General features: G+C 63.2%; 12 protein-coding genes, 3 tRNA genes and 1 rRNA gene. 5 read left to right on the top strand and 11 right to left on the bottom strand.

The features are described from left to right. Positions 1 to 85: 85 nt before the first annotated feature. The 9 genes from CT3_RS06685 to cysS form a co-directional block, all read right to left on the bottom strand. Positions 86 to 161, bottom strand: a tRNA-Ala gene (locus CT3_RS06685). A gap of 31 nt (positions 162 to 192) precedes the next feature. Continuing rightward, a tRNA-Ile gene (locus tag CT3_RS06680) sits at positions 193 to 269 on the bottom strand. 90 nt (positions 270 to 359) lie between these two features. Then, positions 360 to 1,890, bottom strand: a 16S ribosomal RNA gene (locus CT3_RS06675). A 326-nt stretch (positions 1,891 to 2,216) separates the two neighbouring features. Beyond that, positions 2,217 to 2,309 (bottom strand) — tRNA-Ser (locus CT3_RS06670). 54 nt (positions 2,310 to 2,363) lie between these two features. After that, positions 2,364 to 3,629 carry an aspartate kinase gene (locus CT3_RS06665; protein ID WP_066538935.1) on the bottom strand — a complete coding sequence of 422 codons (1,266 nt, stop codon included), beginning with the start codon at positions 3,627 to 3,629 and terminating at the stop codon, positions 2,364 to 2,366. A 102-nt stretch (positions 3,630 to 3,731) separates the two neighbouring features. Further along, complete coding sequence (tilS, locus tag CT3_RS06660; RefSeq protein WP_066538940.1) at positions 3,732 to 4,679, bottom strand: tRNA lysidine(34) synthetase TilS; 948 nt, start codon at positions 4,677 to 4,679, stop codon at positions 3,732 to 3,734. Positions 4,680 to 4,852: 173 nt separating this feature from the next. Next, positions 4,853 to 5,824, bottom strand: coding sequence for an acetyl-CoA carboxylase carboxyltransferase subunit alpha (locus CT3_RS06655; RefSeq protein ID WP_066538942.1), 972 nt, complete (start codon positions 5,822 to 5,824; stop codon positions 4,853 to 4,855). 46 nt (positions 5,825 to 5,870) lie between these two features. Continuing rightward, positions 5,871 to 6,530: a DNA-3-methyladenine glycosylase family protein gene (locus tag CT3_RS06650; RefSeq protein ID WP_066538943.1), complete on the bottom strand. Its 660-nt coding sequence runs from the start codon at positions 6,528 to 6,530 to the stop codon at positions 5,871 to 5,873. Between the two features lie 18 nt (positions 6,531 to 6,548). Continuing rightward, positions 6,549 to 7,928 carry a cysteine--tRNA ligase gene (gene cysS, locus CT3_RS06645; RefSeq protein ID WP_066538944.1) on the bottom strand — a complete coding sequence of 460 codons (1,380 nt, stop codon included), beginning with the start codon at positions 7,926 to 7,928 and terminating at the stop codon, positions 6,549 to 6,551. Positions 7,929 to 8,129: 201 nt separating this feature from the next. Between cysS and CT3_RS06640 the strand changes: the two genes are divergently transcribed. The 5 genes from CT3_RS06640 to CT3_RS06620 all read left to right on the top strand — a co-directional run bounded on the left by CT3_RS06640 (position 8,130) and on the right by CT3_RS06620 (position 11,742). Further along, entirely contained in the window at positions 8,130 to 8,654 is a 525-nt protein-coding gene (locus CT3_RS06640; RefSeq protein WP_306304386.1) for a tetratricopeptide repeat protein, read from the top strand. Positions 8,655 to 8,794: 140 nt separating this feature from the next. Continuing rightward, positions 8,795 to 9,379: a peptidylprolyl isomerase gene (locus CT3_RS06635; protein WP_066538949.1), complete on the top strand. Its 585-nt coding sequence runs from the start codon at positions 8,795 to 8,797 to the stop codon at positions 9,377 to 9,379. A 51-nt stretch (positions 9,380 to 9,430) separates the two neighbouring features. After that, positions 9,431 to 9,958, top strand: a complete 528-nt coding sequence (locus CT3_RS06630) for a peptidylprolyl isomerase (protein WP_066538950.1) — start codon at positions 9,431 to 9,433, stop codon at positions 9,956 to 9,958. 138 nt (positions 9,959 to 10,096) lie between these two features. Further along, positions 10,097 to 10,897: a UDP-2,3-diacylglucosamine diphosphatase gene (locus tag CT3_RS06625; protein WP_066538951.1), complete on the top strand. Its 801-nt coding sequence runs from the start codon at positions 10,097 to 10,099 to the stop codon at positions 10,895 to 10,897. A gap of 8 nt (positions 10,898 to 10,905) precedes the next feature. Then, positions 10,906 to 11,742 (top strand): M90 family metallopeptidase, encoded by an 837-nt coding sequence (locus tag CT3_RS06620; protein ID WP_066538953.1) that lies wholly within the window; start codon positions 10,906 to 10,908, stop codon positions 11,740 to 11,742. Between the two features lie 49 nt (positions 11,743 to 11,791). Here CT3_RS06620 and CT3_RS06615 read toward each other — a convergent pair whose 3' ends face one another. Further along, on the bottom strand, positions 11,792 to 12,742 hold the full coding sequence (locus tag CT3_RS06615) for a LysR family transcriptional regulator (RefSeq protein WP_066538955.1): 951 nt from the start codon (positions 12,740 to 12,742) through the stop codon (positions 11,792 to 11,794). Between the two features lie 21 nt (positions 12,743 to 12,763). Beyond that, positions 12,764 to 13,738: a quinone oxidoreductase family protein gene (locus CT3_RS06610; RefSeq protein WP_066539473.1), complete on the bottom strand. Its 975-nt coding sequence runs from the start codon at positions 13,736 to 13,738 to the stop codon at positions 12,764 to 12,766. Positions 13,739 to 13,914 lie beyond the last annotated feature (176 nt).

The raw sequence follows: 13,914 nt of genomic DNA, 5'->3' as shown, positions 1-13,914 counted from the left end.
GCAGTCTTTGCAAGACTGCTTTTGTATTGAACTCTCATATGCCGAGCCAATGATTGTAGCACCTTTGGGCGCTATCTTTTTTCATTGGTGGAGGATGACGGGATCGAACCGACGACCCCCTGCTTGCAAAGCAGGTGCTCTCCCAGCTGAGCTAATCCCCCGGGATCCTCTTGCACTGGCATCGGAACCTAATGGTGGGTCTAGTTGGGCTCGAACCAACGACCCCTGCGTTATCAACACAGTGCTCTAACCAGCTGAGCTACAGACCCATTCCATGCAGCCCGCTTCATCAGCGAGCCACCTGGCTTGTTCCAACAACCGATAAGTGTGGACGTTCAAACTTGATTGCTTGTTTCCAGAAAGGAGGTGATCCAGCCGCACCTTCCGATACGGCTACCTTGTTACGACTTCACCCCAGTCACGAACCCCGCCGTGGTAAGCGCCCTCCTTACGGTTAGGCTACCTACTTCTGGCGAGACCCGCTCCCATGGTGTGACGGGCGGTGTGTACAAGACCCGGGAACGTATTCACCGTGACATTCTGATCCACGATTACTAGCGATTCCGACTTCACGCAGTCGAGTTGCAGACTGCGATCCGGACTACGACTGGCTTTATGGGATTAGCTCCCCCTCGCGGGTTGGCAACCCTTTGTACCAGCCATTGTATGACGTGTGTAGCCCCACCTATAAGGGCCATGAGGACTTGACGTCATCCCCACCTTCCTCCGGTTTGTCACCGGCAGTCCCATTAGAGTGCCCTTTCGTAGCAACTAATGGCAAGGGTTGCGCTCGTTGCGGGACTTAACCCAACATCTCACGACACGAGCTGACGACAGCCATGCAGCACCTGTGTTACGGCTCTCTTTCGAGCACTCCTCTATCTCTAAAGGATTCCGTACATGTCAAAGGTGGGTAAGGTTTTTCGCGTTGCATCGAATTAAACCACATCATCCACCGCTTGTGCGGGTCCCCGTCAATTCCTTTGAGTTTCAACCTTGCGGCCGTACTCCCCAGGCGGTCAACTTCACGCGTTAGCTTCGTTACTGAGTCAGTTAAGACCCAACAACCAGTTGACATCGTTTAGGGCGTGGACTACCAGGGTATCTAATCCTGTTTGCTCCCCACGCTTTCGTGCATGAGCGTCAGTGCAGGCCCAGGGGATTGCCTTCGCCATCGGTGTTCCTCCGCATATCTACGCATTTCACTGCTACACGCGGAATTCCATCCCCCTCTGCCGCACTCCAGCCTTGCAGTCACAAAGGCAGTTCCCAGGTTGAGCCCGGGGATTTCACCTCTGTCTTACAAGACCGCCTGCGCACGCTTTACGCCCAGTAATTCCGATTAACGCTTGCACCCTACGTATTACCGCGGCTGCTGGCACGTAGTTAGCCGGTGCTTATTCTTACGGTACCGTCATGACTCCAGGGTATTAACCCGAAGCTTTTCGTTCCGTACAAAAGCAGTTTACAACCCGAAGGCCTTCATCCTGCACGCGGCATTGCTGGATCAGGCTTTCGCCCATTGTCCAAAATTCCCCACTGCTGCCTCCCGTAGGAGTCTGGGCCGTGTCTCAGTCCCAGTGTGGCTGGTCGTCCTCTCAGACCAGCTACAGATCGTCGGCTTGGTAAGCTTTTATCCCACCAACTACCTAATCTGCCATCGGCCGCTCCAGTTGCGCAAGGTCTTACGATCCCCTGCTTTCAACCTCAGTTCTCATGCGGTATTAGCTACTCTTTCGAGTAGTTATCCCCCACAACTGGGCACGTTCCGATGTATTACTCACCCGTTCGCCACTCGCCACCAGACCGAAGTCCGTGCTGCCGTTCGACTTGCATGTGTAAAGCATGCCGCCAGCGTTCAATCTGAGCCAGGATCAAACTCTACAGTTCGATCTTGAATTTAAAGTCTTTCGACTACTCACTCACTTGACGGAATCAAGAAAGATTCCTCTTTCCTCATTACTGTTTTTGTGAGCGTTTGTTTAGTTCCGAAGAACATTTGGCAATCGCCTTCAAACGCCCACGCTTATCGGCTGTACATTTTTAATGATGCGACTCAAACCAGAATCTCTGCTTTGAATTCAGTTCGCTGCGATCAGCGAAGCCTCGTAGTGTAGCACAACTTTTGTTATGCGGATCAAAGTTTTTAACTTTTTGCAAACATCCAGAAGATGCTTGCAAAAAGAAAAAAGCCGGAAGGCTTTTTTCTTTGATCTTGGCGGAAACGGAGGGATTCGAACCCTCGATGAGGCTCTACACCCCATACTCCCTTAGCAGGGGAGCACCTTCGGCCACTCGGTCACGTTTCCGCAATAACGCTATTGTAAGCAGCTTTTTGGGCCGCTTTGACGAAGTTGCGAAAATTATTCGCTTTTGTCCAGACCGAAGGCCGTGTGCAGGGCGCGCACGGCCAGCTCCAGGTACTTCTCGTCAATGACGACCGAGGTCTTGATCTCGGAGGTGGAGATCATCTGGATGTTCACGTTTTCCTTGCTCAGTGCACGGAACATGGTGGACGCCACACCCACATGGCTGCGCATGCCGATACCGACAATGCTGACCTTGGCGATGTTGGGATTGCCCACCACTTCGGCAGCACCCAGGGCGGGCACCACTTTTTCACGCAGCAGGTCCATGGCACGCTGGTAGTCGCCCTGGCTGACGGTGAAGGAGAAGTCGGTCTTACCTTCCTTGGAGATGTTCTGGATGATCACATCCACTTCGATGTTGGCATCTGCCACAGGACCCAGGATGGCAGCCGCCACGCCGGGGGTGTCGGGCACGCCGAGCACGGAGATCTTGGCTTCGCCGCGGTTGAAAGCGATGCCGGATACGACGGCCTTTTCCATTTTTTCGTCTTCCTCAAAAGTAATCAGCGTGCCGGACTTGGCCTCTTCTTCCAGATCGATGTCCCAGGGCGTGAAGCTCGAGAGCACGCGCATGGGCACCTTGTACTTGCCGGCAAACTCCACCGAACGGATCTGCAGCACCTTGGAGCCCAGGCTGGCCATCTCCAGCATCTCTTCAAAGCTCACCGTGGTCAGGCGCTTGGCAGCAGCCACCACACGGGGGTCGGTGGTGTAGACGCCATCCACATCGGTATAGATCAGGCATTCGGCAGCCTTCATGGCAGCCGCCACGGCCACAGCCGAGGTATCCGAGCCGCCACGACCCAGCGTGGTGATGTTGCCGTCGGGATCGATCCCCTGGAAACCGGTGACGATCACGACACGGCCGGCTTCCAGATCGGCGCGCACGCGGGCGTCGTCGATGGATTCGATGCGGGCCTTGGTGAAGCTGCTGTCGGTGCGCACGGGCACTTGCCAGCCGGCGTAGCTGACCGACTCCATGCCTTCCGCTTGCAGCGCAATGGCCAGCAGTGCCGAGGAGGCCTGCTCACCAGTTGCCGCCAGCATGTCCAGCTCACGGTAGTACGAAGTCTTGGGGCTGTTGGGCGCCAGCTCGCTGGCCAGACCCAGCAAACGGTTGGTTTCGCCACTCATGGCGCTGGGAACCACCACCATTTGGTGGCCGGCCCGAGCCCACTTGGCCACGCGCTTGGCGACGTTGCGGATGCGCTCGGGAGAGCCCATCGAGGTGCCGCCGTATTTATGAACGATCAGTGCCATTGGATAACAGGGGTGACGAAACTGCAGGGTACGGCGCTGAATGAACGGTGTGCTGTTTTGGCGCGCCGCCGGATTTCGTACTTCAGATAAGTGGACCAAAACTCAGGGATTGTACCAACCGAGCCGCGCGCCTTCTCTCACCACAAACCCGCATCCCACCTTGATATGGATGCGGTGGCCTCGCGTAGTGCAATGGCGGATCTGCCGCAGCAGCTCCTGGAGCTGCGCCGCCGACGGCGTGGCGCCGTGAAACTGCAGCAGCCACTGGCGCAGCACGTGGGCCTGGCGCTCGGGCGGCAACGCCTGCACCGCCTTGATCTGTGGCGGAACCCCCACAGTCTGCAGATCAGCCTGCGCCTGGGCCGCCAGCACCTGCTGGGCCTGGGCCGCGTGCTGACTGCTGCGTGCAAAAGTGTCGCGAAACTGGGGAAACACCTGCTCCAGCACCGGCAGTAGCTGCTGGCGGATCCGGTTGCGGGTGTAGCGCAGATCGGAGTTGCTGGGGTCTTCCACCCAGCCCTCGCCCCGGTCGGTCAGCCACTGGCGGACATCGGCCCCGGCCACCTGCAGCAGCGGCCGGTGCCAGTCCTGCCCTGCCCGCTGCCAGTGCCGGGGCATGGCCGCCAGACCCGGCAGACCGGCGCCACGGGACAAGGCCAGCAGCAGCGTCTCCACCTGGTCATCCGCATGCTGGGCCAGGGCGATGCTGGCCATGGGCCGGTCGAAGGCGTGCAGCGCATGCTCGGTCAGTGCGGCATAGCGGCGGCGGCGGGCCGCATCTTCGGGACTGTCCCCCGGCGCAGGGCGCGCATCCACCTGCACCACCGCCAGCGGCACCTGCAGGCGTTCACAGGTGGCGCGGCAATGTGCGGCAAAACCATCGGCCGCAGCCTGCAAGCCATGGTGCACATGGATGGCATAGACCTGCCCGGGCCAGCGCTGCGCACAGGCATGCAGCAGCGCAGAGGAATCCGCCCCGCCACTGTAGGCCACGGCCAGAGGCAGCGCGGGAGCGAAAGCCGCCATGGCAAAGTCGACCGACTGCGTCATACCCCGCCTCCCTCGCAAGCCACCCACACCACCGGGTTGCGACCGCCCTGGCCCACCCGTCCATCGCGCCAGGGGCACGGCGCCGCTTTTTCTGCGCAAGAAAAATGGCCCCGCAGGGCCATGGTCAAGGCGGTGTGCACAGCGTGCCCGTCCGTCATTGCCGTGCCAGCGGTTTAGCTGGCCTTGGTGTCGGTGAAGCGACCATAGCTTTGCAGGCGCTCGTAGCGGCGGTCCTGCAGCTCCTTGGGCTTCAGGTCCGACAGCTGGCGCCAGGCATCGGCCAGGGCACGCTTGAGGAACGATGCCATCTGCTTGGGATCGCGGTGTCCACCACCCACAGGTTCGTTCACGATCTTGTCCACCAGGCCCAGGGCCTTCAGGCGGTGGGCGGTGATGCCCATGGCTTCGGCGGCTTCCGACGCCTTTTCGCCGGTCTTCCACAGAATGGAAGCGCAGCCTTCGGGGCTGATCACGGAGTACACCGAGTACTGCAGCATCAGCACCTGGTCGGCCACGGCAATGGCCAGCGCGCCACCCGAGCCACCTTCACCGATGATGGTGGTGATGATGGGGGTCTGCAGCTGGGCCATCTCGAAGATGTTGCGGCCGATGGCTTCGGACTGGCCGCGCTCTTCCGCATCGATGCCGGGGAAGGCACCGGGCGTGTCCACAAAGGTGAACACCGGCAGGTGGAACTTCTCGGCCGTCTTCATCAGACGCAGGGCCTTGCGGTAGCCCTCGGGGCGGGTCATGCCGAAGTTGCGCAGCGCGCGCTCCTTGGTGTCACGGCCCTTCTGGTGGCCAATGACCATGCACGGCTGGCCATTGAAGCGCGCCAGACCGCCGATGATGGACTTGTCATCCGAAAAATGGCGGTCGCCGTGCATCTCGACAAAGTCGGTGAAGCACTCGCGCACATAGTCCAGCGTGTAAGGCCGCTCCGGATGGCGCGCGATCTTGGTGATCTGCCAGGGCGACAGATCGCTGTAGATGTCCTTGGTGAGCTGCTGGCTCTTCTTGCTCAGCTGGTCGATTTCTTCCGAAATATCGACAGCGCTTTCGGTCTGCACATAACGCAGCTCTTCGATCTTGGCTTCGAGTTCCGCGATGGGCTGTTCGAAGTCCAGAAAAGTCTTTTTCGCCAAAATTATTCTCCTTGTCCCGGCCACGCCAAGGGGCCTATGGAACGTATCAATAGGTCACAGGCTGCGGGTCGAGCGAGCGCCAAATATACCAAGTTGCCACGCTGCACCAGGGTTTCCAGGCCTCAGCGACTTCACGGACATCGCTGCGGCTGACGGCTTCGCCCGAGAAATAGTTCTCGCTGATGCCCTTGAGCAGGCCGGCGTCGTCCAGCGGCAGCACATTCGGACGCAGCAGGTAGAACATCAGGAACATCTCGGCCGTCCAGCGGCCGATGCCACGGATGGCGGTCAGCTCGGCAATGATGGATTCGTCATCCATCTCGCCCCAGGCGTCCACATGCAGGCGGTCTTCGGTGAAGTGCACGGCCAGGTCCACCAGATAGTCCACCTTGCGGGCAGACAGACCGGCGACGCGCATGTCGTCCACCTTCAGGCGCAGCAGCTGGGCGGGCGTGAGCCCTTCGGGCAGCAGCGCCAGCAGTTTTTTCCATTGGGCAGAGGCCGACTTGGCCGCCACCTGCTGGCCCACGATGGAGCGCGCCAGCGTCACGAACGCGTCGCCGTGCGCCATCAGCGCTTCACCGGGGTATTGGGGGATCAGGCGGCGCAGCACCCGGTCTTTCTTGACCAGGTGCTTGCACGCCTCTGCCCAGTAGGCCGCAGCATGCTGCGGCGGCACGGGCAGTTCTTTCGGAGAGGGAGCCATGGGAGTTGTCCTGCGCCCTTACTGGGCGGCCTCCCAGGTGGTGCCCGCTGCGGAGTCCTTGAGCACGATGCCCTGCTCCAGCAGTGCCTTGCGGATGCGGTCGGCCTCGGCCCAGTTCTTGTCGGCCTTGGCGGCAGCACGCGCGGCGATCTGCGCCTCAACGGCGGCCGCGTCCACCCCTTCGGTGCCGGCCTGCAGGAATTTCTGCGGATCGTCCTGCAGCAGGCCCAGCACACCGCCCAGCGCCTTCAGCAGACCGGCCACTTCCGGCGACTTGCTGCGATTGACCTCGGCGGCCAGCTCGAACAGCACGGCCACCGCTTCGGGGGTGCCGAAGTCCTCGTCCATGGCGGCCTGAAAGCGCGCAGCATGGGTGTTACTCCAGTCGATCTGCACCGGCGCCGCAGCCACCAGACTCAGTGCCGTGTACAGGCGCTTGAGGGCGCTGCGGGCATCGTCCAGATGCACATCGCTGTAGTTCAGCGGGCTGCGGTAGTGGCTGCGCACGACGAAGAAACGCACGGTTTCGGCGTCGTATTCCTTGAGCACATCGCGGATGGTGAAGAAATTGCCCAGCGACTTGGACATCTTCTCGTTGTCCACATTGATGAAGCCGTTGTGCATCCAGGTCGAGGCCAGCGGCTTGCCGGTGGCGCCTTCGCTCTGGGCAATCTCGTTCTCATGGTGGGGGAACTGCAGGTCCGCACCGCCACCATGGATGTCAAAGCTCTCGCCCAGCAGCGCGCAGCCCATGGCCGAGCATTCGATATGCCAGCCGGGGCGGCCTTCGCCAAACGGGCTGGGCCATTTCACATCGGCCGGCTCTTCAGGCTTGGAGGACTTCCACAGCACAAAGTCCAGCGGATCGTGCTTGCCATCCTGCACGGCCACACGCTCGCCCGCATTCAGCTCGTCCAGCGACTTGCCGGACAGCTTGCCGTAGCCTGGGAACTTGCGCACGGCGTAGTTCACATCGCCATTGCCGGCCTGGTAGGCCAGGCCCTTTTGCTGCAGCGTACCGATCATGCCCAGCATCTGCGGCACATAGTCGGTGGCGCGGGGTTCGTGGTCGGGGCGGGCAATGCCCAGCGCATCGGCGTCCTGGTGCAGGGCCGCGATCATGCGGTCCGTCAGGCTGCGGATGGTTTCGCCGTTTTCCACCGCACGCTTGATGATCTTGTCATCGATGTCGGTGATGTTGCGCACATAGGTCACGCGGTAGCCGCTGGCACGCAGCCAGCGCTGGACCACGTCGAACGCCACCATGGAGCGCGCATGGCCCAGGTGGCAGAGGTCGTATACGGTCATGCCGCACACGTACATGCGGACATGGCCAGGCTCGATCGGCGAAAACGCTTGCAGTGCACGCGACAGCGTGTTGTAGATACGCAAACTCATCGGGAGGTGTGTCTCAATCACAGAGGGAGGGGAGAAAGCGGCAGGACGGTCCGGCCGCACATTCCCAGCAGCGCAAAAGGGGTGCCCTGGCGGCCTTTGCTGCGCACAGCGGCCCGACACCCCTCAGCTACAATGCGTCGCAGTATAAAGCCCCCCGTGCGGGGGTGCCCCCATCTCCTCGAAAGCACCTACTCCATGTTCATGCGCCGCTCTCCCTCCTCTGCCCTGCGCGCCTTGGCTGTGGCCGCCTTGCTGGCGGCAGGCGGCGCGGCCCAGGCTGACGACTACAGCGATGTCGCCAAGCTGGTGCGCGCCGGCAAGACCGCCGACGCCATTGCCAAGGCCGACCAGTACCTGGCCAGCAACCAGCGCGATCCGCAGATGCGCTTTCTGAAGGGCACGGCCCAGGTCGCGGCCGGCCAGACCGAAGAGGCGATCGCCACCTTCACGCTGCTGACCGAGGAATATCCCGAGCTACCCGAGCCCTATAACAACCTGGCTGTGATCTATGCCGGCCAGAACCGCCTGGACCAGGCCCGCAACGCGCTGGAGATGGCCGTGCGCAACAACCCGAACTATGCGGTGGCGCACGAGAACCTGGGTGATATCTACACCCGCCTGGCGCAGCAGTCCTACACCCGTTCGCTGCAACTGAGCGGCAACAACGCCCCTCTCAAGCTCAAACTGTCCACACTGGGCGGTGTGCTGCAGCCCGCAGCCAAGTGATACCCCTTGGCGGGCGGACAACCGCCCCCAACTGACTGAACACCACCAGCACCGGTGGCTGGCCGGCGCCCCGTGCGCTGCGTGCCCCTGCTGGCAGACTCCCTGCTTTTTTCGTTTGTTTGCCTTTTCGGAGCATTCCCATGTTTTCCCGTAGAAAAGTCGCTCTCACGCTTGCTGCATCTGTACTGACAGCGGGCATTTTTGCTGCGCCCACCTGGGCGCAGAACGGCCCTCCCCGTGTCAAGCTGGCTACCAGCCTGGGCGATATCGTGCTGGAACTGAACCCCGGCGCCGCCCCCAAGACAGTGGAGAACTTCCTGCTGTACGTGAACGACAAGCACTACGACGGCACCATCTTTCACCGCGTGATCGACGGCTTCATGATCCAGGGCGGCGGCTTTACCGCCGACATGCAGCAGAAAACCACGCGTGCGCCCATCCCGCTGGAAGCCAAGAACGGCCTGAAGAACGACAAGTACACCATCGCCATGGCCCGTACCGGCAACCCCAACTCGGCCACGGCGCAGTTCTTCATCAACGTCGCCAACAACGACTCGCTCAATGCCCCCAAGCCCGATGGCTACGGCTATGCCGTGTTCGGCAAGGTGGTCGAAGGCACCGAGACCGTGGAGAAAATCCGCACGGTGATTACGGGCACCCGTGGCATGCACCAGAATGTGCCCACCACGCCGGTCACCATCACCTCGGCCACCGTGCTGCGCTGACCCGCACCGGCATCCCCCCTCACCCCCTTTAGATTCAAGATTGGACACGCCATGAGCAACCCACAAGTCGAACTGCACATCACCATCAACGTGGCCGACACCGCCACCCCCGGCGTGATCACGCTGGAACTGGACGCAGTGAACGCCCCCAAGTCCACGGAAAACTTCCTGAACTACGTGAACCAAGGCTTCTACAACGGCACGATCTTTCACCGCGTGATCAAGAACTTCATGATCCAGGGCGGCGGCTTTGCGGCTGACATGAAGCAAAAGGAAACCGCGGCACCCATCGAGAACGAAGCCAAGAACGGCCTGAAGAACGACAAGTACACCATCGCTATGGCCCGTACCAGCGATCCGCACAGCGCCACGGCCCAGTTCTTCATCAACACCGTGGACAACAGCTTCCTGAACCACACCGCCCCCACCGGCCAAGGCTGGGGCTATGCCGTGTTCGGCAAGGTGGTCAAGGGCGAAGACGTGATCGACGCCATCAAGAAGGTGCGCACCACCCGCAAGGGCTTCCACGACGACGTGCCTTTTGACGCCGTGGTGATCGACAAGGCCGTGGCCCTCTGATCCCCCTGGGCCGCTGCGCGGCTTACCTCCATGGGAGGACAGCCCGTGCTGCGGGACGGCCCTTGCGGGCTGCCGCGCACATGGGCTCCGCCAGCTGCACAGGCTGGCGCGCAGCGGCCGGAATCACTGATTCTTCGAGTGAGTTCAGATCCCCGTACGACCGTGCCCCCGGTGGCGCAGCTGCAGGCTGCGCCCACCTGGCGCACGGTCGATGTCATTTCGGACCTGCACCTGCAGCCCTCGGAGCCGCAGACCGTGCAGGCCTGGCGCGACTATCTGGCGCACACCCCCGCCGATGCCGTGTTCCTGCTGGGCGACCTGTTTGAAGTCTGGGTGGGCGACGACGCGCTGGATGAGCCGGGCAGCTTTGAGGCCGAATGCGCCGCAATCCTGCAACAAGCCGCCGCACAGCGGCCGCTGTTTTTCATGGTCGGCAACCGCGACTTTCTGGCCGGCGATCTGCTGATGCAGCGCACCGGCATGACCGCCCTGGCCGACCCTACCGTGCTGGTCTGGGGCGAGCGCCGCATCCTGCTCAGCCATGGCGATGCGCTGTGCCTGGACGATGTGGAATACCAGCAGTTCCGCACCCTGTCGCGCTCTGCCGCCTGGCAGCAGCAGGTGCTGGCCCAGCCGCTGGCCGTGCGCCGTGCCATCGGCAAATCCGCCCGCACGGAAAGCGAACAACGCAAGCAGGCCGGTGCCCCCTACGCCGACACCGATGCGCAGATGACCGCCACCTGGATGGATGCCGCCCAGGCCCACTGGCTGGTACACGGCCACACCCACCAGCCTGCCGACCATGCGCTGGACGGCCACCGCTGGCGCATTGTCACCAGCGACTGGCACATCGATGCCGACACCCAGCGCAGCGAAGTGCTGCGCCTGACCCCCGCCGGCTGGCAGCGCCTGTCTCCGCAGGCGGCCTGCGCCGGCTGAGGCATTGCATGGACTGGCAGCGCGTTCTCCCCACCTGGGCCCGCCGCGCAGCCGTGCGCGCGGGTGCACTGCCTCCCGCACCGGTACCGGCCGCACTGTGGCAGGCCACCGTCGCCACCTACCCCTTCCTGGAACGCCTCACGCCCGCCGAAGACGCCCACCTGCAACAGCTGGTGGCGCATTTCCTGCAGCGCAAGGAGTTTTCCGGCGCCCATGGCCTGGTCATCACCGACGCCATGGCCGTGGCCATTGCCGCCCAGGCCTGTGTGCTGCTGCTGTATTTCGGCGAACCCGCTGACGCCCTGCGCTGGTACGACGACTTTGTCGGCATCGTCGTGCATGCGGACGACGTGGTGGCCCGCCGCAAGGTGGTGGACGAAGCGGGTGTGGTACACCACTACCGGGAAGAGCTGATGGGCGAAGCCATGGAAGGCGGCCCCGTCATGCTCAGCTGGGCCGCCGTGCAGCCCGGCCACGCCGCCCATGGCGGCCACACCAATGTGGTGATCCATGAATTCGCCCACAAGCTGGACATGCACGACGGCCACGCCAACGGCTGCCCGCCCTTGCCCCGGGGGTTCATGGGCCATACCAGTGCCAGCGCCGCCCGCCAGGCCTGGAGCGCCGTCTGGGGTGATGCCTACGAACGCTTTCGCGATCTGGTCATCCGCCATGAACGCTTTGGCCAGCCGGCTCCCTGGCTGGATGCCTACGGGGCCGAAGCCCCGGCCGAGTTCTTTGCCGTGGCCTGTGAAGGCTACTGGGTGGACCGCGAACGCATGGCCGAGGAACTGCCCACCGTAGTCCATGCGCTGGACGCCTTCTTTGGGCGCCTGGCCCGCTGACGCTGACGTTGGCTGCCTGTGTGCAGCCACAGTTTGGCCTGCGGCCGGGTTACGACGCCCCGGCATGGCGGCGCCAGGGCACGGCCGCAAAGCGCTCGCTGATCCACTGCCTGAACGCCGCCAAGGCCGCTGTCTGGTACTGCCCTGAGGGGCGGACCAGATAGATGCCACCGGCCTCGCCCAGCGTCCACTCGGGCAGCACACGCACCAGCGCCCCAGACTGCACGGCAGGCAGCAGATGCCAGTCGCTGCCCGCAACAATGCCCACCCCCTGCAGCGCCGCATGCAGCAACGCCTCGTTGTCATTGCTGCGCATGGAGCCGGTGACGCGCAGCGACTGGCGGGTCGGGGCAGCTCCTTGCCGGTCGGCCTGCACCAGGGTCCATTCCGGAAAGGACAGCAAGCCGGTATAGCCCAGGCAGTTGTGCCGGGCCAGATCCGCTGGACTGGCGGGCGCCGGGCACCGCGCCAGGTAGGCGGCCGATGCGCACAGGATCCGGTACTGGTCGCACAGCCGCGTTGCCACCAGGCCGCTGTCGGGCAGATTGCCAATGCGGATGGCGGCATCGAAACGCTCGCCCACCACATCCACGATGCGCTCGCTGTATTCCACCTCCAGCACCACCTCCGGGTAGGCCAGGGCAAAACCGGCCACCATGGGACTGATCCAGCGCCGCCCCATGGTGGCAGGCAGGGCCAGGCGCAGCCGTCCGCGCACCTCGGTGGCCCCTTGCGCCGCTTCCCGCTCGGCATCCCGTATCCAGTTGGCCGCCTGGCGCACCTTTTCCACCAATTGCAGGCCTTCGCGGGTGAGACTCAGCCTGCGTGTGGTGCGCTCGACCAGGCGCACGCCCAGCCTGCGCTCCAGCGCCTGGATCCGCTTGGACAGGACCGACGGATGGCGCTCCAGCACCCGGGCAGCGGCCGCAAACGAGTGCTGCTCCGACAGCGCCAGCAGGGTGGCGAGCTCATCCGTGTGCTGGCTGTCGGGCATTTCCATGGCGTGCGTTGAATGTGAATATCAGGGGTTGAGAATGATCGCGCCTTGGGAGCGCCCGTGCTCCAGGTCCGCATGCGCCAGGGCCGCATCGGCCAGTGCGTAACTTTTCCAGATCTGCGGCGTGAGTATGCCGCTGGCCACGGCGTCCAGCACGTCCCGGGCCCGGCTCTGGTATTCCTCGGCGGACGCCGTGTGCGCCGCCAGGGAAGGCCGCGTCAGGAACAGCGAGCCCTTGGCATTGAGCACGCCCACCTCGACGGCAGGCGGCAGCCCCGATGTGGCCCCGAACGACACCATCAGCCCGCGGGGACGCAGGCAGTCCAGCGAGGCGGCAAACGTGTCCCGCCCAATGGGGTCGTACACCACATCCACCTTGCGCCCCTGCGTGGCCTGCGCCACCTGGGACGCCAGGGTCTGCGCGTCAAAGACAAAGACGGCATGGCAGCCGCTGGCCTCGGCCCGCGCCACGCTGGCCGGCTTGGACACCACACCCAGCACCTGCGCCCCCAGATGGCGGGCCCAGGCGCACAGCAACTGCCCCAGCGCCCCGGCGGCGCCATAGACCAGCACCGTGGAGCCCGGGCGAACCTGGCCGGTGGTCTTCAGCAGGTACTGGGCCGTGATGCCCTTGAACAGCACCGCTGCCGCGGCGTCGTTGCTGAGGGTGTCCGGCAGACGCACCAGCCGGTCCGCCGGAAACAGCCGTGCACTGGCATAGGCCCCCAAAGGGCCGGTGGCGTAGGCTACCCTGTCCCCGACCTGCACGCTGGACACCCCAGCCCCCACCGCCGTCACCCGCCCCGCACCTTCTAACCCCAGTCCGGACGGCAGTGGGATGGGCACGGCCCCTTTGCGCTGGCTGACATCCAGCGGATTGACGCCGATGGACGTCTGCTCCAGACAGACTTCTCCCGGGCCGGGCGCTGCAAGCTCCATGCTCTCCAGCTGCATCACTTCAGGGGCTCCGGTGCTGTGCACACGAATGGCAATGGCCATGGCTGTTTCCTTCAATGGAATGAAAAAAGCCATGGTATTCATGCACATGCAGCGCCACAATCCATGCAGATGCAGATCACCACTGCACTGCATGCATTAATCAAAAGAGCCGCGGCGCCCCGGCTCGGGCACAAGGCAGCCCCGACTGCTGCGGCGACGGCAGCAGCGATGGCAGA

The sequence above is a fragment of the Comamonas terrigena NBRC 13299 genome, assembly GCF_006740045.1.
GTDB lineage: Bacteria > Pseudomonadota > Gammaproteobacteria > Burkholderiales > Burkholderiaceae_C > Comamonas > Comamonas terrigena.
The sequence above is the reverse complement of the archived record's forward strand: the minus strand, read 5'-3'. Positions and strand labels throughout refer to the sequence as shown.